The 22,969-nt window shown below is 70.2% G+C and carries 22 protein-coding genes; 8 read left to right on the forward strand and 14 right to left on the reverse strand.

The window, feature by feature from the left end:
• Positions 1-17 precede the first annotated feature (17 nt).
• The 3 genes from ACGFNP_RS53655 (at position 18) to ACGFNP_RS53665 (ending at position 2,981) form a co-directional block, all read left to right on the forward strand.
• Positions 18-1,322: an MFS transporter gene (locus tag ACGFNP_RS53655; RefSeq protein WP_358321606.1), complete on the forward strand. Its 1,305-nt coding sequence runs from the start codon at positions 18-20 to the stop codon at positions 1,320-1,322.
• A gap of 199 nt (positions 1,323-1,521) precedes the next feature.
• Positions 1,522-2,106 carry a DinB family protein gene (locus tag ACGFNP_RS53660; RefSeq protein ID WP_393331782.1) on the forward strand — a complete coding sequence of 195 codons (585 nt, stop codon included), beginning with the start codon at positions 1,522-1,524 and terminating at the stop codon, positions 2,104-2,106.
• Between the two features lie 60 nt (positions 2,107-2,166).
• Positions 2,167-2,981, forward strand: a protein-coding gene (locus tag ACGFNP_RS53665) for an IS5 family transposase (RefSeq protein ID WP_393331785.1) whose coding sequence is annotated in 2 segments (ribosomal slippage) — positions 2,167-2,527 and positions 2,527-2,981 — 816 coding nt in all. Because the reading frame shifts where the segments join, the coding sequence is not laid out codon by codon here.
• 285 nt (positions 2,982-3,266) lie between these two features.
• Here ACGFNP_RS53665 and ACGFNP_RS53670 read toward each other — a convergent pair.
• From ACGFNP_RS53670 to ACGFNP_RS53680, 3 genes are all read right to left on the reverse strand, one after another.
• The gene (locus ACGFNP_RS53670) at positions 3,267-3,677 is read right to left on the reverse strand and encodes a spore-associated protein A (protein ID WP_393331788.1); all 411 of its coding nucleotides are present in this window, start codon (positions 3,675-3,677) and stop codon (positions 3,267-3,269) included.
• 531 nt (positions 3,678-4,208) lie between these two features.
• Positions 4,209-4,763: a Tn3 family transposase gene (locus ACGFNP_RS53675; RefSeq protein WP_393331791.1), complete on the reverse strand. Its 555-nt coding sequence runs from the start codon at positions 4,761-4,763 to the stop codon at positions 4,209-4,211.
• 349 nt (positions 4,764-5,112) lie between these two features.
• Positions 5,113-6,015 (reverse strand): aminoglycoside phosphotransferase family protein, encoded by a 903-nt coding sequence (locus ACGFNP_RS53680; protein ID WP_358321618.1) that lies wholly within the window; start codon positions 6,013-6,015, stop codon positions 5,113-5,115.
• Positions 6,016-6,171: 156 nt separating this feature from the next.
• Here ACGFNP_RS53680 and ACGFNP_RS53685 point away from each other — a divergent pair, with 156 nt between their 5' ends.
• The gene (locus ACGFNP_RS53685; protein ID WP_393331795.1) at positions 6,172-6,717 is read left to right on the forward strand and encodes an HAD domain-containing protein; all 546 of its coding nucleotides are present in this window, start codon (positions 6,172-6,174) and stop codon (positions 6,715-6,717) included.
• A gap of 429 nt (positions 6,718-7,146) precedes the next feature.
• The gene (locus ACGFNP_RS53690) at positions 7,147-7,845 is read left to right on the forward strand and encodes an SDR family oxidoreductase (protein ID WP_393331798.1); all 699 of its coding nucleotides are present in this window, start codon (positions 7,147-7,149) and stop codon (positions 7,843-7,845) included.
• 10 nt (positions 7,846-7,855) lie between these two features.
• Here the strand turns inward: ACGFNP_RS53690 and ACGFNP_RS53695 are convergent, their stop codons facing one another.
• From ACGFNP_RS53695 to ACGFNP_RS53740, 10 genes are all read right to left on the reverse strand, one after another.
• Positions 7,856-8,071 (reverse strand): hypothetical protein, encoded by a 216-nt coding sequence (locus ACGFNP_RS53695; RefSeq protein ID WP_358321628.1) that lies wholly within the window; start codon positions 8,069-8,071, stop codon positions 7,856-7,858.
• A gap of 39 nt (positions 8,072-8,110) precedes the next feature.
• Complete coding sequence (locus tag ACGFNP_RS53700; RefSeq protein WP_358321631.1) at positions 8,111-8,971, reverse strand: TauD/TfdA family dioxygenase; 861 nt, start codon at positions 8,969-8,971, stop codon at positions 8,111-8,113.
• A gap of 5 nt (positions 8,972-8,976) precedes the next feature.
• A complete protein-coding gene (locus ACGFNP_RS53705; protein ID WP_393331802.1) occupies positions 8,977-9,780 on the reverse strand; it encodes an ABC transporter ATP-binding protein in 804 nt (267 codons plus the stop codon).
• A complete protein-coding gene (locus tag ACGFNP_RS53710; protein WP_393331805.1) occupies positions 9,764-10,807 on the reverse strand; it encodes an ABC transporter substrate-binding protein in 1,044 nt (347 codons plus the stop codon). Before ACGFNP_RS53710 ends, ACGFNP_RS53705 begins: the two co-directional genes overlap by 17 nt.
• A gap of 32 nt (positions 10,808-10,839) precedes the next feature.
• Positions 10,840-11,658 (reverse strand): ABC transporter permease, encoded by an 819-nt coding sequence (locus tag ACGFNP_RS53715; RefSeq protein WP_358321640.1) that lies wholly within the window; start codon positions 11,656-11,658, stop codon positions 10,840-10,842.
• A 66-nt stretch (positions 11,659-11,724) separates the two neighbouring features.
• Positions 11,725-12,699 (reverse strand): hypothetical protein, encoded by a 975-nt coding sequence (locus ACGFNP_RS53720; protein ID WP_358321643.1) that lies wholly within the window; start codon positions 12,697-12,699, stop codon positions 11,725-11,727.
• Between the two features lie 2 nt (positions 12,700-12,701).
• Complete coding sequence (locus ACGFNP_RS53725) at positions 12,702-16,178, reverse strand: WD40 repeat domain-containing serine/threonine protein kinase (protein WP_393331808.1); 3,477 nt, start codon at positions 16,176-16,178, stop codon at positions 12,702-12,704.
• 52 nt (positions 16,179-16,230) lie between these two features.
• The gene (locus ACGFNP_RS53730; protein WP_358321649.1) at positions 16,231-16,917 is read right to left on the reverse strand and encodes a response regulator; all 687 of its coding nucleotides are present in this window, start codon (positions 16,915-16,917) and stop codon (positions 16,231-16,233) included.
• The gene (locus tag ACGFNP_RS53735) at positions 16,887-18,005 is read right to left on the reverse strand and encodes a hypothetical protein (RefSeq protein WP_358321652.1); all 1,119 of its coding nucleotides are present in this window, start codon (positions 18,003-18,005) and stop codon (positions 16,887-16,889) included. Before ACGFNP_RS53735 ends, ACGFNP_RS53730 begins: the two co-directional genes overlap by 31 nt.
• Positions 18,002-19,156, reverse strand: a complete 1,155-nt coding sequence (locus ACGFNP_RS53740) for a sensor histidine kinase (protein ID WP_393331811.1) — start codon at positions 19,154-19,156, stop codon at positions 18,002-18,004. The genes ACGFNP_RS53735 and ACGFNP_RS53740 overlap by 4 nt, the downstream gene beginning before the upstream one ends.
• Before the next feature lie 241 nt (positions 19,157-19,397).
• Between ACGFNP_RS53740 and ACGFNP_RS53745 the strand changes: the two genes are divergently transcribed.
• Together ACGFNP_RS53745 and ACGFNP_RS53750 are read left to right on the forward strand one after the other, a co-directional pair.
• On the forward strand, positions 19,398-20,258 hold the full coding sequence (locus tag ACGFNP_RS53745) for a SpoIIE family protein phosphatase (protein WP_393331814.1): 861 nt from the start codon (positions 19,398-19,400) through the stop codon (positions 20,256-20,258).
• A 44-nt stretch (positions 20,259-20,302) separates the two neighbouring features.
• Positions 20,303-21,313 (forward strand): ADP-ribosylglycohydrolase family protein, encoded by a 1,011-nt coding sequence (locus ACGFNP_RS53750; protein ID WP_393331816.1) that lies wholly within the window; start codon positions 20,303-20,305, stop codon positions 21,311-21,313.
• Between the two features lie 62 nt (positions 21,314-21,375).
• Here the strand turns inward: ACGFNP_RS53750 and ACGFNP_RS53755 are convergent, their stop codons facing one another.
• Entirely contained in the window at positions 21,376-22,038 is a 663-nt protein-coding gene (locus tag ACGFNP_RS53755) for a TetR/AcrR family transcriptional regulator (RefSeq protein ID WP_393331819.1), read from the reverse strand.
• A gap of 139 nt (positions 22,039-22,177) precedes the next feature.
• Here ACGFNP_RS53755 and ACGFNP_RS53760 point away from each other — a divergent pair, with 139 nt between their 5' ends.
• The gene (locus ACGFNP_RS53760; protein WP_393331822.1) at positions 22,178-22,969 is read left to right on the forward strand and encodes an SDR family NAD(P)-dependent oxidoreductase; all 792 of its coding nucleotides are present in this window, start codon (positions 22,178-22,180) and stop codon (positions 22,967-22,969) included.

Here is a 22,969-nt window from a genome sequence, read left to right on the forward strand (position 1 = left end):
CGGCGAGGCTGGGCGTCATGACCCCAACCGCCGAACCCGCGCAGGGCAACCACCGTGCCACCTACCGGGAGGTGCTGGCCGAGCCGCGATTCCGGCTGCTCTTCTCAACCCGCACCGTCGCGATCACTGCGGACGCGCTGCGGATCACCACGTTCTCGGTGCTGGTCTTCTCGGCCACCGGCTCCGCGCTGCTGAGCGCACTGGCCTTCGGCATCGGCTTCATCCCGCAGCTGTTCGGCTCGCTGCTGCTGGGCTCACTGGCCGACCGACTGCCGCCCCGCGCGCTCATCACCGGCGGCTACGCCTTGACGTGCGCCGCCGCCCTGCTGCTCGCCCTGGTGCGGATGCCGATCGCGGCAAGCCTCGGTGTCGTGGCGCTGGTCGCCCTCGCCACACCGGTGTTTCACGGCGCGTCGAGTCGGCTGGTCGCGCAGTCGCTGGAGGGCGACGCCTATGTACTGGGCCGTTCACTGAACAACATCGCTGCCTCCGGCGCGCAATTGTTCGGTCTGGCACTGGGAGGTGCGGTCGTCGCGGTACTCGGCCCGCACCGGGCGCTCGCGGTAAGCGCCGCCCTCTACCTCGGCTGCGCGCTCGCCATCCGCATCCGGCTACCCCGGCTGCAGCCGGGAGAGTTCGGCGGCACACCTGGCAGCGCTCGGGGCGATGGCGGGGCCGTCCGGGCAAGCCTGCACGGTGCCGGCCTGCTGCTGCGCGGACACACGGTACGACGACTGATGCTGGCCCAGTGGCTACCGCCCGCGTTCGTGGCGGGCGCGGAAGGTCTGATCGTCGCCTACGCGGGAGGACGCCACTTCGCGCCCGGCTGGTACGCGGTGCTGATGGGCTGTCTGCCGGTCGGCATGCTTGTCGGTGACCTGCTGGTGGGTCGACTGCTACGGCCACCCACCCGGGAGCGACTGGTAGTCCCGTTGATTGCGCTTACGGGACTGCCGCTGGTCGGCTTCGCTACCGAGCCCGGAGTGGGCGTCTCCTCCTGTCTGCTGCTGCTCTGCGGCTTCGGATTAGCCTACGGTCTCGGCCTGCAGCGGCCTTTCCTGGACGCCCTGCCGCAGGATGGCCTGGGCCAGGCCTTCGGTCTGCTCGGCTCCGGCAGCATGACGCTGCAGGGCGTCGGGCCGGCCTGCTTCGGCGCGGTGGCCGCAGGCATCGGAACAGGCGGCGCAATCGCCCTGGCAGGCGGCGCGGCGATGCTTACCGCCGGCTGGATTCTCACCTGGCACCCGCCCACCTCCCCGGTCCCCGTCCCGAACTACTCAACGGGATCAGAGAACGGCACCGAACAGCATGCGTGCGTGTAGTTCTCCTGCGCAGTAACCGTCGCAGGTCAGGTCGGCCGCGAGCCGTCACGCAACCCACCCCTACCCCCACATCTCTCTGATAGACAGTCATTCCCGGTAGCTCATTGTGTTAGGAGTCCTAGGCCTCGGCTCTGCCAGCCGTTGCGGACCACATACGGGATCTTGAGACCACAAACAGCCCATGGAAGGTTCATGCCGCATGATCGAGACATTCGCGAAGGACAACCTGCACGGGAGACTGCGGCGGGACCGCGAGGCGCTGCTCTGGAAACTCGACGGCTTGTCCGAATACGACGCCCGCAGACCTTTGACGGCGACCGGGACCAACCTCCTCGGCCTGGTCAAACACGTGGCCACCGTCGAGGCCAGGTACTTCGGCGAGGTCTTCGACCGCCCTTCCCCGGAATCGCTGTCCCGGTGGCAGGACTCCGACGCCAGCGATCAGTGGGCGGCCGAGGACGAGACCCGCGATCAGATCATCGAGTTCTACCGGCGCACGTGGGAACACTCGGACGCGACGATCAACGAGCTTCCCCTCGACGCCCCCGGCCACGTGCCGTGGTGGCCGGAGCCTTATCCCAACACGAACCTGTTCGCCATCATGGTCCATGTACTCGGCGAGTCCATCCGGCATGCCGGGCACGCCGATATCCTGCGCGAGGGCCTCGACGGCCGGACCGGGGTGCGCGCCGAAAACGAGCAGCAGATCGACGAGGAAGCCCGTGCAGCCTACTGCGCGAAGATCGAGCAGGCCGCCAGGTCGGCCGCATCAATCAAGGCTTAGAGGTCCTAACAAAATGATCTAGGAGCGTGTCCAGGGGCCCTCTTGATCGTTGGTCTCTGCATGAAGAAGCATGAGCAGCTGCCCTGGATCGTGCCGGACAGCTTGTGGGAGCGCGTCGAACCGCTGTTACCGAAGGTGGAGCGGCGACAGCATCATCCCGGCCGCAAACGACTGGACGATCGGCTCGCTCTGCAGGGCATCCTGTTCGTGCTCTACACCGCGATCCCGTGGGAGTTCCTGCCTCAGGAGCTGGGCTTCGGCTCGGGCATGACCTGCTGGCGGCGGCTGCGCGACTGGCACGCCGCCGGCGTGTGGGATCGGCTGCACCAGCTTCTGCTCGCCGAACTGCACGCCGCCGGCCAGCTCGACTGGTCCAAGGCGGTGATCGACAGCTCCCACGTCCGGGCGCTCAAGGGCGGCCCAAAACCGGCCCGAGCCCGGTCGACCGCGCCAAGCCGGGCTCGAAACACCACGTCATCACCGACGGCAACGGCATCCCCCTCGCCGTCTCCCTGTCCGGTGGCAACCGCAACGACGTCACCCAGCTCATGCCCCTGATCAAAGCGATCCCGCCGGTGCGGGGCCGAGTAGGGCGTCCCCGCAAGCGACCCGCCTGCCTATACGCCGACCGGGGCTACGACCATGACAAGTACCGCCGCCTCCTCTGGCGCACCGGCATCAAACCGCACATCGCCCGCCGCGGCACCCCACACGGCTCCGGCCTGGGTATCCACCGCTGGGTCGTCGAACGAACCATTGCGCTTCTGCACTGGTTCCGCCGCCTGCGCATCCGCTGGGAGATCCGCGACGACATCCACGAAGCCTTCATGACCCTCGCCGCCGCCATCATCTGCTGGCGACGCCTCGTCCGCTGACCCCTCTGTTAGGACCTCTAAGCGGCGCAGGAAACTCAGCCGTGAGTCCGGGACGGCTCCCTATCCTGGCAGCGCCACGCCAACAGGGCAGCGAGATCGTCCACACCGCTACCGGCATGAGGTGCCGCACACCGCCGTACGTCCAGGCTTGTAGAAGATGATCCCAGTTGCCGCCCTGGATCTCGCGTGTCCACTTGATGATCTGCCGAAGGGCCCATTCAACGCCATCATCGTCGTCCAGACTACGGCCGCTTGCGATCGTCAGCGGTCCCGCCCAGGGCATCATCAGCCGCAGTGCACACCAGACAAGAGGCGGGATTTATCCTTGACGGCCGCCTCAACATCGATGCATCTGCCGGCAGCCGAGACGTACACCGGCCCGGCGTACTCCGCATAATTCCCCGCGTCGACGTCGTCCCACCAGCCGCCACCAGCCACCATGATCTTCACCGACTTCCAGGTGGTGGTCCCCGCCGTGGAGCCGTAGCCGTAGGTGAGGGCGCAGTTCTTGCGCGAGCTGGAGTTGTAGTGGACCTCCAGAGTGCCCACCCTCGTACCGGTCGACGGGATGGCGTAGACGCCGACCCTGGTGTACCCGCTGCCGCAAGGACCAGCCGCGCTGGCCGGCGTGGCCCCCGCCATCAGCGAGGCAGCGACTGTGGCCGCGCTTACCAGGGCAGCAAGTTTCGTGCGCATCAGCATCCTTCGTCCTTCCGGGTCTATCGTCATCTCTCATAAGCCCCATGGGCTTCGCTGGCAGCGACCATATTCCATTCAACGTAGTATGGTCAATTTGGCAGTGCGGCTGTCGGCAGAAGAGCGCGCGACTTCACCCAGCCGACCCCAGTCTGACCTGGAGCGGCGTATGTACCCTATGGAAAAGGCACCCACGTGGGCGGCGCGGCTGAGCGGGGCTCTCGTTCGCCCGGTCCACCGTACGGCCGGCGCCATGCCGAGTCCGGCGCCGAGAAAAAGCACGCCCAGGGCCAGCCAGCCAGGCGCGCCCACCCCGACGATGAGCGTGCGAACAGCGGCCCGATCATGCACGCGATCGCCAGCCCGATGCCGAAAAGCCCTGGCGTCGAGATCAACGATCAGCAACTTCACGGGACACGGTTCTAGATCATTTTGTTAGGACCTCTTAGTCGGGCATATCAGGCAGCCTGACATCAGCTCCCCTACCGGCGCTTGCGATTTCCGAGCACCCGGCCACCTGATGTGCCCGCGTCACCCGATGTGGGCGTTCAGTCCGCGCCTTCGTCGTCCTCGTCCAGCTCGAGCGCGTCCGCGTCGCTCAGCGGGCGCAGGGCGCCGGCGGCCGGGGTCGAGGCGGTGAAGCTGTAGCGGCCGAGCAGGTTCAGGTTGCGGTGCTTGAAGAGGGGAGAGCCGGGTGATGTCCTCCTCGCGGATCGCGTGGCCCTCGGCCCGGTAGCTGGGGCCACGGCGGCGTCGACGTAACGGGTCGTCCACGATGGTGTTGAGGACCAGACTGAGCGAGCCGAGCTGGTCCTCCACGCCGTCCCGGTACGCCTGGTGGATGGTGCCGCGCTTGCCGTGGCACACGTCCCGGGCCAGCTTTAACCGCACGGTCGTCAACCTCGGTGACACCCGCCATCTCGACTCCGCCGAAGCCGGCTGACCTCTACCTGGCCCGCTTCGACGGCTAACGAGGTGACGTGCCACCGCTGAGCAGACTCCGTCCCATGATGCTGCGCCGATCCGCAAGAGCCGGGGCGCCCGCGACACGCCGAGCGGCGGGCTATCAAAGACTGTTGCGGTCACGTTCAGTCACCTAACAGGTTCTCGATGACCTTGAACCTCCTTCAAGATCAGTTCGGTTAAGCTTGCGTTCGCTGCTCGCTCCTCCGGCCGGACCCGGCCCAGCGCGGCCGGTTGGAGGGATCCGCGACAACCTCGTCGCCCGGATCGCCGAACGCGAAGGCCGACTCGGCAAGGTCTCCAGGTCAGCCTGGCTGGCGCCGACGAGAAGTTCCGCCGGCTCGATCGGGGCCACGGGCAGCATACGGCCGTAGACCTTGGCATCCCCACCGCGCGTGATGATCGATGAATCCACGAAGGTGGGCTGCCGCATGGCCTCAACCAAGATCGAGAAAAGTCAAAGAATCATGTATCAAACGCCCTTCAGAACACGATCAAGTGCCGCCCGGCCCGCAGGTCCCCAGTGCGGCTTGCCGCCGGGAAGGCCCCGATCTCCGCTCTGTCCCATGAGCATCAGGAAGAGGCTCTTCATAGCGGCCAGCCCGCGGGCGCGCCGGATCACCGCCTCGTCCGCGTGCGCGTACGCGTCGAAGAACCGTGCGGCCTCGCCCGCGGGTAGCAGCACCCACGCGGCGCCCAGGTCCCACGCGGGATCGCCAGCGAACAAGGCACCGAAATCGATCACGCCCGAGAGCGTTCCGTCCGAGACGACGACATTCGCGGGATGGAGGTCGCCGTGCACCCACACCGGCGGGCCCTCCCATTCGGGGGCCGCGACGGCATCTGCCCAGACGGCCCGGACGGCGCGGACATCGCCGACGGCGTCGGGGTCAATGGCCTGCAAGAACTGCTCGAAGCCGCCCGTGCACCTCTTGGGGTGAGCGCCGAGGTCCGAACTGGCCGGGGCCTCGGCGGGCGCCTCCACATGGAGCGCCTGGAGGAAGCTCGCCAGCGTGTCGGCCGCGTGGGCGCCGCGGCTGATCGAGCCGTGGTCCAGCGGCTCGCCGGGAACCCACGTCATCACGGTCCAGTGCTTGGGGAAGCGCTCGGACGGTTCGCCGAACCGCACCGGGGTCGGCACCGGGAGCGGCAGGCGCGGGGCCAGCACGGGTAGCCACCGCCGCTCCTTGAGCTGGAGCTCCGGGGTGGGGTCCATGCGTTGCATGCGTACGGCCAACTCGTCCCCGAGGCGCCACATTTGGTTGCCCCAGCCGCCCGCCACCTCACGGATGGCCAGCCCCGCAAGGTCCGGATGTTGCTCCTGCAGCAGGTCGCGGACCAGGTCTGCGGTGATCTCAATCTCGGTGTCGGTCATGCGAAGTCACAGTACTGAGGCGGCAGCGGAGCAGCAGCTTCAAGCCATGCGTGAAGCGGCTGTTCCCGCGAGCACCGTCAACCTCGGAATGCCCAGCATCCGCAGAACGGCCGGACGATTCACCGACGCTTCCACCACTCTCGATATCGTGCAGTCGTGACCGGATCCGCACAGCGTCCGCTGCTCTTCCTCGACGTCGACGGACCACTCATCCCCTTCGGTGCCCCGTCACATCGGTATCCGACCTACCAGGCCGTTTCGTCGCCGCAAGCGGAAGCAAATCCGCTCCTGGCCAGAGTCGATCCCGACCACGGAGCCCGGTTGATGATGCTGCCCTGCGAACTGGTCTGGGCCACCAGCTGGATGGACGACGCCAACGAGTGCATCGCACCCCGCATGGGGCTGCCCCCGCTGGCGATCGTGGCCTGGCCGGACGAGTCCGAGACCGAGCAGCAGGACGAACGCGACGGCCTGCACTGGAAGACCCGCACCCTTGTCACCTGGGCAGCAGGACGCCCATTCGCCTGGATCGACGACGAGGTCACCGACAAAGATCGCACCTGGGTCTCCGCGCACCATCCCGGGCCGGCACTCCTTCACCGCATCGACCCACGCACCGGCCTCACCGAGGCCGACTACCTCATCATCAACCAGTGGCTACGCGGGACCAGGACGACACCACTGTCCGATGGCTCCACCTGATCGAGCTTCGACCAGACCCTACTGCTCTGACCTGCGGACACGTCGTAACCCGCCCGCTTCCGGGTCAGCGGCGTTTGTTGACGCAGTACTGCGCGAACAGCCCAAGGGCTGCTATGGCGACGCCGTAGCCGAGGACGGTCCCCAGTAGACCGGCCAGAGCGATCAGGAGTCCTGCGATGATCGACGGCACTCCGAAGCTCAGGTAGGCGACCAGGTAGATGGATGGGGGGCCGGGCGCCGCAGCACGTACTGCGCGTAGTGATTGACCGAGAGACGACCACGTGACGGCACCGCGCGCACCGGCACCGCTACGACCCCCACGTGATGAGGTGCCGCACCGCGAGCACCAGAATGAGAGGGGAGGCGGCGCCTCAGCAGCAACGGGGCCGCACACGCCCGTACAGGGGAAACCGTGGAACGAGGTGTCCGATGGAAATCGAAGGGTCGGTCGCGTTGGTGACCGGCGCGAACCGGGGAATCGGCCGGGCGTTCACCCGCGCTCTGCTGGCACGGGGCGCCGCCAAGGTGTACGCGGGCGTCCGCAGGCCCGAGGACTTCGAAGAGCCCGGACTTGAGCCACTGCGCCTGGACGTCACCGCCCCGGACCAGATCGCGGCCGCGGCGTCGGCGGCGTCCGACGCGACCATCGTGATCAACAACGCCGGCATCATAGCCGGGCCGGGCCTGCTGGAGGGCTCTTTGGAGGGCGCGCGGCAGGAGCTGGAGGTGAACTATCTGGGCACCTGGGCGGTCTCGCGGGCTTTCGCGCCCGTCCTCGCCGCCAACGGTGGCGGAGTCCTGGTGAACATGCTGTCGGTGGCCTCCTGGCGGGCGAACAACCGGTTCCCCGGCTACGCGGCGTCGAAGGCCGCCCAATGGTCGCTCACCAACGCGCTGCGCGTGGGACTTCGGGAGCAGGGGACGCTGGTCGTCGGTGTGCATGTGGGCTATGTGGACACCGATGCCACCGTGGAGGTCGACGCTCCGAAGGTGGAGGCCGCGGAAGTGGCGGCACGGACCATGGACGCGATCAGCCGCGACGAGCCGGAGGTACTCGTCGACGAGACCGCCCGGCGGGTGCGCGCCGCACTGTCCGGGCCCCTGGAACTCCTCTACCCGACCGTGTGAACGAGAGAGGTCAGTCCCTGGGGCGCACGAACAGTTCGAGATGCGAGCAGCGGGTGCAGCGGAAGGCCTCGATGATCCAGACGGCTCTCCCCATGCGCTTGGCCCCGCCGAACAGCCCGCGCTCCAGCGCACCCTGGATCCATCGCCCGTAGCCCTGGGATCCTTCGCCCTGGTCGTCGATGAAGCCCGGCTCCAGGTCCGTTCCTTCGCACTGAGTGCACATCATGATCCGTATTGTGCCAGCGTCCGGGCCCCTGCGGATGTCCTACAGGGGCCCGACGGGGCGGTCTCCGCGCAGGGTGATGCGGTGCATGACGCGGTGGGCGGTGCCGTAGTCGCGGTTGGCGTAGTGAGCGGTGCTGCGGTTGTCCCACATGGCGATGTCGCCGGCACTCCAGCGATGGCGAATGATGTGCTCGGGCTTGGTGAGATGGGCGTAGAGGAGGTCCAGGATGCCACGGCTCTCCGCCTCGGAGACGCCGACGATGTGCGAGGTGAAGCCCGGGTTGACGAAGATGCCCTTGCGGCCGGTCTCCGGGTGCACGCGGACGACGGGGTGCTCCACCGGGTCCAGCCGGGTGACGACGTCGCCGTCCCAGACGCTGCCCTTGCCACCGCGCCGCTGGGCCAGGTAGTAGCCGAACTCCCGGTTGCCGTCGTGCACGGCGGTGAGCCGGTCGGCCAGCTCGCGTACCGGCTCGGACAGGGAGTCGTAGGCGAGCTGGCTGTCGGCCCAGCTCGTGTCGCCGCCGGTCGGGGGCAGGATGACGGCGCGCAGGATCGATCCGAGCGGCGGGCGGGGCATGAAGGTGACGTCGGTGTGCCAGACGTCGGCGAAGCCGTTGTCGGCGCTGTCGAGCGCGTAGATCTCCGGATGCGCCTCGTCCACGCCGCCGACGACCGGATGGGAGGCGGTCAGCTCTCCGAGGCGCCGGCCGAGTGCCACCTGGCCGTCGTCGTCGAGGTGCTGGCCGCGGAAGAAGAGCACTTTCCGCTCGGTGAGCGCGGCTCGTACGGCGACCAGGTCGTCGTCGTGGGCGTTGGCCAGGTCGAGCCCTTCGACCTGGGCGCCGAAGTGCGGTCCGAGCGGGTTCAGGGTGAGCTTGGCTGCGGTTCGGACGGACATGTGGATCACTCTCCTCTGAGGGCGGCGGCGGTGCGTACGGCCTGGCTGACCGTGGCGCGCAGGGCGGCGTATTCGGGCAGGGCGCGGAGCTCGTCCGGCTCCAGCCCCGTACGGGGCAGCGGGATGTCGAGGTCGAGCGCGATCCGGCCCGGTCTCCTGGTGAGCACCACGACGCGGCTGCCCAGGAACACGGCCTCCTCGACGCTGTGCGTGACGAACACCGAGGTGCGGCCGGTCTCGGCGCTCACCTGGCGCAGGTCCTCCTGAAGCCGCTCGCGGGTGAGCGCGTCCAGCGCGGCGAACGGCTCGTCGAGCAGCAGGAGCGGGTTGTCGCCGGCCAGTGCCCTGGCGATGGCGACGCGTTGCTGCTGGCCGCCGGAGATCTGCCAGATCCGGCGGTGCGCGACGTCGTGCAGACCCACTCGCCGCAGGAGTTCCGGTATCTGGCGGGCGCGCTCCTCGCGGGGCACGCCCGCGTACCGCAGCGCCAGCTCGATGTTGCCGCCCACGCTCTTCCAGGGGAACAGCCGGGGTTGCTGGAAGACGATGCCGGCGCCCTTGCCGGGCACGGGCCGGTCGCCGCCGGTCCGTACGGTGCCGGAGGTGGGCTGCTCGAAGCCGGCGATCAGCCGCAGCAGCGTGCTCTTGCCGCAGCCCGAGGCGCCGACGATCACGAGGAACGAGCCCTGCGGGACGTCGAGCGAGAGGGGCCCCAGAGCGGTCACGGCGTCGCGGCCCCTGCCGTACACGTGCTCGACTTCACGCGCGTGTACGGCGGTCGCGCGGTCGAGGTCAGGGGGCGAGGACATCGGGAAGACCCTTGTTGTAGATGGCCCGCTGTACGGTCGCCAGGTCGGGGACGGCGTCGATCTTCTGCTGGTCCTTGAGGAACTGGGCGGCGCCGACCAGGTTCTGCGCCAGGCCGCCGACCTTGTCCGGTGTGCCCAGCCATTCGGCGGCCGCCAGGTCGGCGGGCTTGAGGAAGACTCCCTGGCTGAGCTGGTCTTTGGCGTCGTCTACGGCCAGGTTCAGCTCGGCGGCCACGGACTGGGCCGCCGCGCCGGGGTCGTCGGCGATCAGCTGGAGAGCCTTGGCCTCGACCTTGCGCCAGGCGTCGACCGCATCCGGGTGCGCCTCGACGAACGCGGTGGACACCACGCCGAGGTCCAGCGTGGGCTTGCCGGCCGTGGCCAGTTCGCGGCTGCTGATCAGCGTCTTGCCGGTCTTCTTCAGCTCCTTCAGGCTCGGCAGCCAGGTGTAGGCGGCGTCGATGTCACCGCGGGCCCAGGACGCCACGATGTCCTGCGGTTCGAGGTCGATGAGTTTCACCTCCGACTCGGCCACGCCCGCCTGGCTCAGCGCGGACAGCAGGCTGTAGTGGGCGGTGGAGGCGAAGGGGGTGGCGACCTTCTTGCCGCGCAGGTCCTTCACCGACGAGATGCCACTGCCGTTCCTGGCCACCAGGGCCTCGTTGTCACCGGCCACATCCAGCACGAACGCCACCTGGTACGGGATGTTCAGCGGAGCCGACAGCCCGCGCGCGACCGGGCTGGACCCGATGGCGGCGATGTCGACGCTCTTCGCGACGAAGGCGGTGTTGATGCTGGCACCGGAGTCGAACTTGGTCCATTGGACGGTGTAGCCGGGTAGCGCCTGCTCCAGCCATTTCTTGTTCTTCACGACGAGGTCGCCGCTGGGGAACGCCTGATAGGCGATGCGGATGCTCTTGGCCTTCGTCCCGCCACCGCCTCCCGCGGCCGCGGTCCCGTTGCCGCAGCCGGCCAGAGCCGCGATCAGAACGAGGGAGAGCAGGAGCGTGAGACGCGGTCGTGACATGGCGCGCTTCCTTATGGGACGGTGGATGATGGTCAAGAACGACCCCTCCAGGGGATGAGCCGCTGTTCGGCGACCCGCAGGATGCCGTCGATGAGCAGGCCCGAGATGCCGATGGCGAACAGCCCCACGACCACCACGTCGGTCTGCAGGTAACGCTGGGCGTCCCTGACCATGCCGCCGATGCCCGGCACTCCGTTGACGGTCTCCGCGGCGACCACGGAGGAGTACGCGATGCCGACAGCTAGGCGGACGCCGGTGAAGATCTCCGGCAGCGCGTTGGGCAGCACCACGTCCTGGATGACATGCCGGCGCGAGGCGCCCAGCGCCTTGGCCGCTTCGACCAGGTCCGTCGGCGCGCCGTGTACGGCGGCGGCGGTGGCCACCGCGACCGGCGGCAGCGCCGCGATGGCCAGCAGCCACAGCTTGGGCGTCTCATCGATGCCGAACCAGATGATGAGCAGGCTGAAGTACGCCAGCGGCGGCAGCGCCCGCACGAAGGTGACCACCGGTTCGGCCACGATGCGGATCCAGGGCACCGTCCCGAGGATGACCCCCAGGACGAGCCCGCCCGCCACGCCGATCGCGGAGCCGATGAGAATGCGGCGCAGGCTCACCCCCAGGTGCTCGATGAGCAGGCTGCCGCTGTAGCCGCGGATGCCGTCGTGCGTCGTGGACAGCAGCACGAACCGGTCCCATACCGCTTTCGGAGCCGGGATGAAGGACGGGTTGTCGAGCGCCGTGGCGACCGCCTGCCACAGGCCGAGCAGTACGAGGACGGCGAGCGTACGCACCGCGAACCGCGGGGCCGCCCGTCGGCGCGACAGCGGCTTGTCCGGGGATTTTCGGTACACATGTATTTCCTACCAGTTTAGAGGGGTTTTAGGCAAGCGACTGCTCCCCAGGCGATCCCGGGCCCATCAGCTGACGGTCACCTTGATCTCCGCGAACTGGTTGGCGGAGCTGGTGATCTTCACCCCCCACGTGCCGGTGCCGGCCGCCTTGGCGTCGATCTGGTACCTGCCCATGCCCTTGGTGGTGTCCTTGCGGTTGGTGCCGGATCCGTTGAAGAGCAGCTCGACCTTCTCGTTGTTGAGCTTGGTCCAGGGCGCGTTGACGTTGTCGCGCTTCTGCACCTTCCCGGTGTGCCTGACGTTCGTGTTCTTCGAGACCGACTGGTCGTTGACGGTGTGGGACACCTGGTACAGGCCCGCCTTCTCCACCGTCGAGTGCTGCTGGACGCTGCGCGAGCCGCGCAGTGCCTCGGCGTCGGCGGACAGCCCTCTCCCGGTGCCTCTCGTGCCGGAGCCGGGGAACTCCGCCCGCCAGAAGCCGGAGTTCCGGGCGATCACGACGGCGGTGAACTCCCCCTCCCTCCCGGTGTCCGTACGGGTGATCTCGGTCCACGCGAACTCGTCGTCCTCGCGGAACTCCAGTAGGACGGGCAGGCCGCTGACGTCCGCGTCCGCTTGCAGGACACCGGTGAAGGTCAGCTCGTCGCCCTCGCGCACCGGATCGGGGGAAAGGCCGAACCCGTCGATCCGCGTCTCCACGCCCGACTCGGCCTCGGTCACCACCGTGAAGGTGTCCTCCACGGCGTCACAGCGGGCGCCGATGCGCACCCGCCAGGTCCCCGTGACCTTCACGACGCTCTCCGCCCGCCACAGGTCGCCGAACTCGCCGCTCTCGACGCGTTCGAACACGAGCTTCTCCCGCTCCCCGCCAGGGCCGCGCAGGAAACCTCGCAGGTCGCGTACGCCGGAGGTCGCGACGTCGACGGCCAGCGGCACGCCGGAGATCACGGGGACCGGCGTGATGTCGACCGACTCGATGAGGCCGTCATCGCGCAGCAGCTTCCACAGGATCGTCCGCGGGGTCGTTCTCGGGGTCGCCATGGTCAGCACACCTCTCTGAAGGAGATCTCGGGAATGAACCTGTCCCAGTCGGCCGGGGCCAGGCCGACGCCCGCGCGGGCGCAGATCCGGGCCACGGCCGCGGCGGGATCGACCGGGATATCGTGAATCGTGCCGTCGTCCCCGATGCTGAGCAGGTGCCGGCCGTCGCCGGAGAACCCCAGGGCCAGCACCCCGCCGGCGTGCGCCTTGAACGAATCCCCCAGGGCCGTGCGGGCCGCCACGTCCCACAGCTGGACCTGGCCGCTGCTGCCGCCGGTGGCCAGGATGGCGCCGGCCGGGTGGAAGGCGATCGCCATGACCGTGTCGAACTCGCCGCGTCCGGGCGCCAGCCGTCCCAGCTGACGGCGGCCGAGCCCGTCCCACAGGTCGACGCCGAGCTGCCGGAAGCCGACCGCGATCGTCGAGCCGTCCGGGGAGTAGGCCAGCGACCTGACCCCGTCGACGCTGCCGCCGAACGGCCTGTCGCGGATGACGTTCCCGGCGGCGAGGTCGATGAGGGCGGCGTCGCTGCCGCCGATCACCAAGGTCTTGCCGTCGGGCCGGACGGCCATCGCGTCGAACCCGTCCCGCGGCAGGTCGGGCAGTCGCTGAGCAAGGCGTACGTCCCACCGCTCGGCCCGGCCTCCGGCGGGCGCCACGACCAGGGTCCGTCCGTCGGGGCTGAAGGCCAGGCCGTCGATGTACTGCCGGCCGCCTATCGGCAGCCGCGCGGTCGCGGTCCGGCTCGCCACATCCCACAGGGTGACCGTGGTCGTACCGGCCGATCCGGCCGCCAGCGTCCGCCCATCGGGGCTGAACGCCAGGGCGTACGCGCCGTCGGCGGCGTCATCGGCATCGGTGGTGGTGGCGGAATCCCGGTAGCCGAGAGTGCCCAGCGACCGGGCGGCGGCGACGTCCCACAGCACCAGGCCACGCTCGGTCTGCAGCGCGGCGAACCGTCCCGCGGGGTCGAACGCCGCCGCGCTCGCCGAACCGGCCACGTGGACGCCCATGGTGAGGTCCAGCACCGCCACCGCGCCCCTGCCCAGCAGGTAGCTGAGCCGCGTGTGCCCGGCGTCGAGCCGGGCCGAGGGCATGCCGGAGGTGTCGGTCAGGGGGTAGTGCAGCGTCGGCTCGCCCGTCGCGACGTCCCAGATGGCGATGGCCGCGCGGTCGTAGGAGATGAGCAGCCGCCCGTCGGCGCTGAAGGACAGCCAGGCCGCCGTGATGCCGTCGACGAGCGACTCCCGGCGGAACCGCCCGGCCGCCAGGTCCCACAGCCGGATCTGGCCGCCCGTGGCGATCGCGGCCGTCCCGGGCCCGAAGGCGACCGCGCTGCCCGACCCCCGGATCCGGCGCCGCGAACCCAGCTCCCACAGCTCGTAGCGGCCGTCGGTGAAGGTGGCGGCGGCGTACCGGTCGTCGTCGGAGATCGTGATCCGGTCGATCCGCTCGTCCCGCGTGCCCATGACCCGTTCGCCGGTACGGACGTCCCTGACCTCGCCCCTGCCGTCGGTCGTCGCCAGGCCCAGCAGCCGGCCGTCACGGCTGAGTGTCGCGCCGAGCGCGGTTCCGGCGATCCGCGGCCCGGGGCGGCCCGTCGCCACGTCCCACACGCGTACCGTGTCGGGGCCGCAGACCACGACCTTCGCCTGGTCGCCGCTCAGGGCGATCGCGCGCACATCCGTACCCACTCCGGCGACCGTACGGACCGGGCGGCCGGCCGCTCGCAGCGTCACCCGGCCCGCGTCGGCGACGGCCAGCACGCGGCCGTCGGCGCTGAGGTCGAAACGCGCGTCCGCCCCGGCGGCCGGCGGCGGCAGCACGGTCAGCTCACGCTGCGCGAGAGCGCTGTACAGGACGGCCCGCGCCTCCTGGACTGGGGCGATCCGCCAGGCCGCCACGCTCAGCAGCATGGCTCTGACGGGGTCGGAGGTCTGGAGCGTCTCGGCGAGCATCGCGGTCTTGCGGGCCACCGCGATGTCCCGTTCGCGTACGGCCGCCGCCCGCTGCCCGGCGGCCACGCCCGTGGCGGCCAGCGCGATGACCAGCATGGTGGCCAGCGCCGCCATGACCTGCCGCCGGCGGCGGGCCCGGACCCGGCTGTAGGCCAGGCCGGCCTCCAGGAAGGCGTTCTCGACGAGGTTCAGGGTCACGTGCTGGCGGCCCGTCGCGGCCCAGCTCAGCGCGGCCTCAAGGGAGCCGCCCTGGTAGAGGTCGCCGAGACGGCGCCCGTGCGCGTCCCATCGCTGGGCGGCTTCGCCGAGCCTGCGGTGGATCCGCAGCCCGGCCCGGTCGGCGTCGATCCACCCGCGCATCCGCGGCCAGGCGCGCAGCAGCGCCGCGTTGGCCAGCGACACCGTGTCGTCGTCGCGGACCACCAGCTCGGCCCGGGTGAACCCGAGCAGCACCCGGTTCAGCATGGGCGGGTCGACGACGCCGTCGTCGAGTTCGCCTGCCGGCACCTTGCGCAGCATGTCCTCGGCGCCCTCGCCGGGCATCACCAGGCGCAGCATGATCTGCGGCACGACCGCCTGGTCGGTGCCGCGCAGCCGCCGGTAGATCTGCTCGGCCACCAGTTCCAGGGGCGGCTGCGCGAGCCGGGCGGGCGGCCGGATCACCTCGGCCGCCCTGCTGCCCTCGGTCAGTAGCGCCTGGGTGCCGCCGTCTTCACGCGGGGTGACATCCTGGCCGCCGACCAGGGCCAGCAGCAGACCGCGCGAGCTGGGCCGGTCGGCCGGGTCCTTCGCGAGGGCAGCCGTCACCAGGGTGCGCAGCGGCTCGGCCAGCCCGGACACGTCCGGGACCGCGGCGAGGATCTGGTGCAGCAGCCCCGCCAGGTTCTCGCCGGTGAACGGGTCCCGGCCGGTCGCCGCGTACAGGACGACCGCGCCCCACGCCCAGATGTCGACGGCCGGGCCCGCGCGCTCGCCGATGATGCTCTCGGGGGCCATGAACGCCGGAGTCCCGGCGTTCTGCCCGGTGGGGGTGAGCGACATCTCCGACGTTCTGGCGATCCCGAAGTCGATCACCCGTGGCCCGTCGGGGCCGATCAGGACGTTGTCCGGCTTCAGGTCGCGGTGGATCACCCCGGCCTCGTGGATCGCGGTCAGCGCGGTGGCGATGCCGGTGGCCAGCCGGTGCAGGTCGTCCGGCCGGTACGGCCCGGCGGTCTCGACGGCCCGGCGCAGGCTGGGACCGCCGACGTACTCGCTGACGATGTACGGCCGGGGGTCGTCGAGCCGGACCGACAACACCCGGGCCGTACAGAACGCCGACACCTGCCGGGTCGCCGCGGCCTCCTTGGCGAACCGGAGACGCAGCTCCGCCCCGGCCCCGGGGTGCAGCACCTTGATCGCCACGCGCTGCCCGGCCGGGTCGTACGCCTCGTAGACCACACCCTGCCCGCCCTCCCCCAGCCGTCCCGCCAGCCAGTACTCACCGAGCTGGCGAGGGTCGCCGGGGACGAGGGCACGCATGTCCACGATGGTGCAACGGCATCACCCGATCGAGAAGGGGTTGCCGCGCCTGTCACTTCTCCCGAGCGGCCAGGGAGGTGTAGACGATCACCTCGTCGGGACGGATGAGGCCGTCCTGGATGGCGCAGATGAGCAGTTTCTCCTTGGTGGGCGCGGGTCGTCCGGCCGCCGCGTACTTGACCCGGGCCCGGTCGATGTACTGGCGTACGGTCCGCTCCTTGATCCCCATCCGGGCCGCCACGGACGCCTTCGACATCGACTGGAACCAGAACAGCAGCGCGGCCCGCTCCTTGTCCGACAGCTGCGGCCGGTACGGGCTCTCGTCCGTCGCGATCGCCTGCGCCATCGGCGGCGTCATGCTCGGCTTGTCGGCGGCCACCTCCAGGATGGTCTCGAGGCAGGACTCCCGGGTGGCCCGGCCCTTGCCGATGAACGCCGACGCCCCCGCGTCCAGCACGGCGCGTACCGTCTCCGGCTCCTCGTGCTCGGAGAAGACGATGACCCGCTGCCCGCCGCCGCACAGCTCGGCGACGCGGTCGATGACCAGGGTGCCGTTGAGGTTGAGATCGAGCATCAGCACGTCGGCGGCCGTGCCGCGGACGGACTCGATGGTGGACCCCTGGGCGACCAGCTCCACCGGGCTCGGCGGGCCGAACCACGATCGGACGCCGTCCACCACGACCTGGTGGTCCTCCACCAAGGCGACCGTCACGGGCCCTGCCAGATGCTGTTGACCCATACCTCCCCTCCCTGCCGCTGATAGGTGACGACGACGCCGCTGGGCTCGCGGATCGGGGTCGGGCTGATGGGCAGGTCGTCGTTGTCGGCCACGACGGCCACGCTCATCATGGTGGACATCGCGGACACGGTCACCCTGGCCCGCGATCTGGCGCCGTCCAGTGCCAGGATCGGCGCTCTGAGCAGGTCCTCTCGTACGCCTTCCGGCAGGTCGGGCAGGTTGTCGCCGAACGGCGGCGCCGTCACCAGGACCTTGCGCCGCTCGGCCGCGTCGATGCGTTCGCGCAGCGCCGACACCAGTTCGTCGGGCACATCCTCCCGTTCGGTGATGAGGCGGCGCAAGCGCATGGCCCCGGCCGTGCAGTCCGCGCGTACGCGGGGATCACCGGGATCGGCGCCGTCGGCGAGCTGCTTCAGCAGCGACTCCGCCACGTCGCGGATGGCGTCGTACCTGCGCAGCCGGTCGGCGTGGATGCGCCGGGCGGACTCCCGCCAGGCGTCGTCGGCCGCCAGCCGGCGGGCCAGCAGCACGGCGTCCTCGGCGCGGACGCGGAGGGTATGACAGCCTGCCAGGTAACCGAGCTGCAGGGTGATGCTGCCGACCTCGACCATCAGGTACTTGGCGATGGAGACGCGGTCGAGCGTCCCGGTCACGGCCATCGCCGCCAGCATGATGCCGGCGTTGGCTGTGAGGAAGGCGAGCAGCTCGCCCCGGCCGCGCGGCCGGTTCCACAGGAGCAGGACGCCGAGCCAGCCGACCGAACCCCAGCCCCAGTCGATGGGGGCGATGAGGTCCTTCGGGTAGCAGGCCACGATCACCGCGATGGCCAGGGCCAGCGCGGGGATGGCGAGCTCGCGCCCCCTGCGCGGTCCGCTGGAGTAACGCAGCAGCGCCGACGCGGCCACCACCGCGATCACGGTGTACAGGATCCAGGACACCGCCGCCACCACCGGCCAGCGGAAGTCGTCCCAGCCGGTGATCGTGACCGTCAGGTCGTAGCCGGTGTGCCAGAGCAGGGCGATCATCACCGCGCCGATCGCGGTGTAGCGGGCATAGCGCTGCGCGACCTGCTCGATCTCCTCGGTCACGGCCGCCACCACAGTCTCACCCGGGTGCCCTGGCCGCCTGAGGAGATCTCGGCGCCGCCGTTCGGCAGGGACCGCATCGTGTCGAGGATCGATCCGCGAACGCCGAACCGGTCGGCCGGCAGCCGGTCCTGGTCGAACCCGCGGCCCTCGTCGGCGACCTCCACGCGGATCTCGCCGTCGTGCCTGCTCGACAGCAGCTCCGCTTCGCGTACGCCGGCGTGCAGCGCGACGTTCGCCAGGGCCTCGGTGACGGCGCGGGCGAAACTCTCCGCGACGTCCCCGGGCACGGTCTCCGGCACCAGGCTCCGGTGGACGTCCAGGCCCGTCATCCGCCCTGCCACCTCGTCCAGCAGGGTGTCCAGGGCTATGGAGGCGGAGCCGGCGCGCGGCGTGTCACGGAGTTTCTCCAGCGCCGACAGGTCGGTCGCCGCCTGGTCGCGCAGGGTCGGCGAGGGCCCGTCGTAGGTGCCCAGCCCGACCATCGTCAGCGTGTGCAGTGACGTCTCGTGGATGCTGCCGACCTGCCGCAGCTCGTCCTCGCGGCGCAGCCGCTCCACCATGAGCGCGATCTCGGCGCGCGCGCTCTCCTTCAGGAAGGCGTCCGCCGAGGCCGAGGAGCGGCGCAGCAGCATCATCAGCACCACGATCGAGAGAATCTGGACGAAGTGGGTCCCCGTCGTGATGATCACGTCCGGGGAAGGGGACGCGAGCCGCGCCCCGGCCAGATAGGCCCCCGAGATGACCAGGCCGGTGGGGATGGCCACCTTGGGCGGCCAGGCGACCCCGGCGACGACGATGGTCATCGTGACCAGCCCCGCGATCCAGCTCGCGCCGGCCTCCAGCGCCGCCCTCGCCACGAGGTCGCGCTGCGCGAGGCATAACGCGACTGTGATGGCCACATCACCGGCCGCCAGCCAGGTGGGCAGCAACTCCCTGCGCCACACCAGGCGGGCGAACAGCAGCGTCCACCCGAGTTCGACCACCAGCATGGGCACCAGCCACCGGGCGGAGACCGGCGGGACGGCGCCGATCGTCGCGGTGATGACCGCCACCAGGCCCACCGCGACCCGCGCTCCCGCGGCCGTACGCGCGACGGCCTTCTCCAATTGCCTGGCCGCCGAGTCGTACCTCGTGGAACCGGGGTGAGCCATGCGCCGTCCGCTCGCGATGAGAGCACAAAACGGGTCTCACGATAACGCACCCGGTAGGGACGAGCGGGGTGTCGCATGGCTGTTTTCCTCGGGCCGGCTCTCCTGCGGTATGCACCGCGTCTTCGCACCCTGGACCACCGGCGGCCGGGCCGCATGACGGCTGATCGGCCGTCAGTCGCCGTCGTCTCGCGCGGGCGTGTACTGGGCGCGTGTCGCGATGACCGCGACGAGAGGGGACCTCATGACCTTCATCGTGATCACGATTCTGCTCTCCTGTCTGTCTGTGATGGCGGTTCGTGGTCAGCGCGGCACCTGGCCGGCCGGCATGCCCATGGCGCGGCCGCGGCTGTCGGCGGTGGGCGGTACGTACGAGGGCTCGCACCGCCGGCCGTCCGACGCGTACGTCATCCAGGAACGGCTGATCGCGGCGGCCAGCGGCGCGGACGACGCCGCGGACGGTCCCGCGGATGGTCCCGCGGACGACGGCCCGGCCGACCGCCTGGCCGACGGCGCGAACGACGGCGCGGCCAACGGAACGGGCGGCGGAACGGGCGGCCAGGCCTCTGCCGCCTTGGTCCTGGGTGCCATGGTCGCCGCCCGGCCCCACTACACGGGGACGCGGGAGGCGGACATGGACGACTGGGCCCAGGCGGTGCATCACTCAGTGCGTACCGCCTACCTGCGCGATCCCGCCACGTCCGGCCTGGTCAGCACGTTGGATCTGATCATCCTCGACCCGGAAGACGGCCCGTGCCTGCGCTTCGCGCACGTCGGCGACGGCGCGATCTGGCACTGCGCGAAGAGCGAGCCGCCTCAGCAGATCACCACGCCGCACTCCGTGGCGGACGGCTCGCCGCCGCGCTGGATCGGCCTGGCGTCCGACCCCGATCCGCAGGTCGGCACCGTGTCCCTCCGTCCGGGTGACCGCGTCGTCATCGTCACGAACGGCGCGATCCGCGCCCTCGGCGTGCCCCGCATGAGGGAGCTGTTCGCCGGTGGGCAGTCCCCCGCCGCCTGCCTGGACAGGGTGTTCGACGAGATGGCCGCCGTGGAGCCGAAGGACGACGCGACCGTGGTCATCGCGGACTTCGTCACCACCTGAGGCGTCCCGTGCCGTCGCCCTTGGGGACCTGGCAGGATCTTCCTATGGACGTCCGGGATCGAGTTCGAGGCTGCCTGCTCGGCGGGGCGATCGGCGACGCGTTGGGGGCGCCGATCGAGTTCCAGTCGCTCAGGGAGATCCGCAAGCACTGGGGCAATGACGGCATTTCCGAATATGTCACCGATTGGCGGGGCAAGACCGGGTTGATCACGGATGACACGCAGATGACGCTCTTCACGGTGGAGGGGCTCACCCGCGCCGAGACCGTGGACGATGCCGTGGAGTCAGTGCGGCAGGCGTACCAGCGCTGGCTCGACACCCAGGACCATCCGGCACCTCCGCCACCGGACCGCCCGCATCGTACGGGCCGGCTGCGCGAGGAGGGCTGGCTGTACTCCCGGCGGGCACCGGGCAACGCCTGCCTGTCGGGGCTGCATCGGCACTTTCCCGGCCCGGCCCCGCTCGGCGAGCCAGGCCCGGTGAACCCCGATTCCAAGGGATGCGGCACGGTCATGCGCTCGGCACCGTTCGGCCTGGCCGTCAGGGACCCGCGGGCCGCCTTCGAACTGTCCGCCGCCTGCGCGCAGATCACCCACGGACATCCGACCGGCTCCCTGGCCGCCGGGGCGTTCGCCGCGATCGTCGCGCTTCTGGTGGCGGGGAAGCCCCTGGCGCAGGCCGTACAGGACACTCTGGATCTGCTGGCAACGTACCCGCGGCATGAGGAGACGGCCGGCGCGCTCCGCGCGGCGGCCGAGCTGGCCCGCGGCGGCGCGCACACGCCGGAGGCGGTCGAGTCGCTCGGCGGGGCGTGGGTCGCCGAGGAGGCGCTGGCGATCGGGGTCTACTGCGCGCTGGTGGAGCCGTCGGTGGAACGGGCGATGCTGCTGTCGGTCAACCATTCGGGAGACAGCGACTCCACGGGCTCGGTCTGCGGCAACCTCCTGGGGGTCGCGCACGGCGCCGCCGTGTTCCCGGCCGAGTGGTCGCGTCCGCTGGAGGGGCGGGAGACGATCGAGCGGCTCGCCGACGAACTCTCGGCCGCGTACGGCTAGATCCGGCCGGCCTGGGAACAGCGGCGCCCTGATCACCAAGGCTTTGGGCAGCCTGCCCATGCCTAGTGGGAGAGACCGCGGGCCGCTGCCAGCAGTGCCTGGTTCACCGTCGCTTCCAGCAGACCCGCCTCCTCCGCGGCGGCCGGGTCGGTGTGGAAGGCGTAGTGCTCCACCGCTGTCCGCAGCGCGGTGTTGATCATGGCGGCCTGCACGGTGACGACCAGGTCGGGGCTGGACATCCCGGCACGCTGGGCGAGCGCGGCCGCGAAGACCGGTTCGGCCTCCCGGTGCGCCTCCAGCCACACCGCGCGTAGTCCCGGCTCGCTGCCGGTCAGCCGTACCAGGTTGATCAGCGCCGTTCTGTCGGCGGCGAGCTCACCGGCACTGGCCCGCATGGCGTCGAGCAGCTCCGTCACGCCCTGGTCGGGGCGCCATGAGCGCAGGCAGCGCCGGGTGACTTCGATCCCGCCGGTCAGCAGGGGCAGGACGCAGCTCTCCTTGTTCGGGAAGTAGCGCCACAGCGTGCGAGCGGAGATTCCGGCCGCCGCGGCGATCTCCTCGGCGGAGGTGCCGCCGACGCCGTTGGTGGTGAACAGGCGGACCGCCTCTCGGGCGATCTCCAGACGGGTCGCGGCCTTGCGCCGTTCGGTCAGGGGCGGGCGCCCCATCCGCGCGGTGGAGCGAGCCGTGGTCACCCCAACCGGCGCCCATGCGTCGCGAGACACCTCTACCTCCCGGACCTGTCGTGCGCACGACCCTGGGGACGCTACCACTTTTTGTCACCTCCTGACTATCTGGCGCTTAGCGACAAAAAGTCGTACGGTCTCCTGACCAGGTCTTATCGGCGGGCCTGAGGAGAACTCCATGACGTACGACCGCGAGGAGCGGAACATGAGCAGCAGTGGCCTGGAAGACAGCAGCGTCATCGTGACCGGCGCTGGATCGGGTATCGGGCGGGCCGCCGCTCTGCGTTTCGCCCAGGAGGGCGCCAAGGTGGTGGTGGCCGATCTCAACGGTGAGGCCGCCAAGGCCGTCGTGGCGGAGATTCAGCAGGCGGGTGGCACCGCGGTCGTGGTGACCGGTGACCTGAGCGACCCCGCGGTGGTCGACCAGGTCGTCGCCACCGCAATGGACACCTTCGGCGGGCTGGACGTCCTGGTCAACAACGCCGGCATCATGGACCAGATGTCCGGCACGGCCGACGTCTCCGACGCCGAATGGGAACGCGTCATCCGGGTCAACCTGACCGCGCCGTTCCTGCTCACCCGGGCCGCACTGCCGCACATGCTCGCCAAGGGCAAGGGCGCGATCGTCAACACCGCGTCCGAGGCGGCCCTGCGCGGCAGCGCGGCCGGCACCGCGTACACCGTCTCCAAGCACGGCATCGTCGGACTCACCCGGTCGGTCGCCGTCATGTACCGCAACTCCGGCATCCGGGCCAACGCCATCGCCCCGGGTGGCACCAAGACCGGCATCGTCGTCAACGCCGACCCCGCCACGCACGGCCCGCAGACCATCGGCGCGTACATGCACAACGTCGGCCGCCCCGCCGAGGCGGACGAACAGGCCGCCGCCATCGTGTTCCTCGCCTCCGACGCCGCCAGCAACATCAACGGCGTCGTCCTCCCCGTCGACAACGGCTGGGCCGCGGTCTAG

It is taken from the genome of Nonomuraea sp. NPDC049269 (assembly GCF_043197155.1).
Taxonomy (GTDB): domain Bacteria; phylum Actinomycetota; class Actinomycetes; order Streptosporangiales; family Streptosporangiaceae; genus Nonomuraea.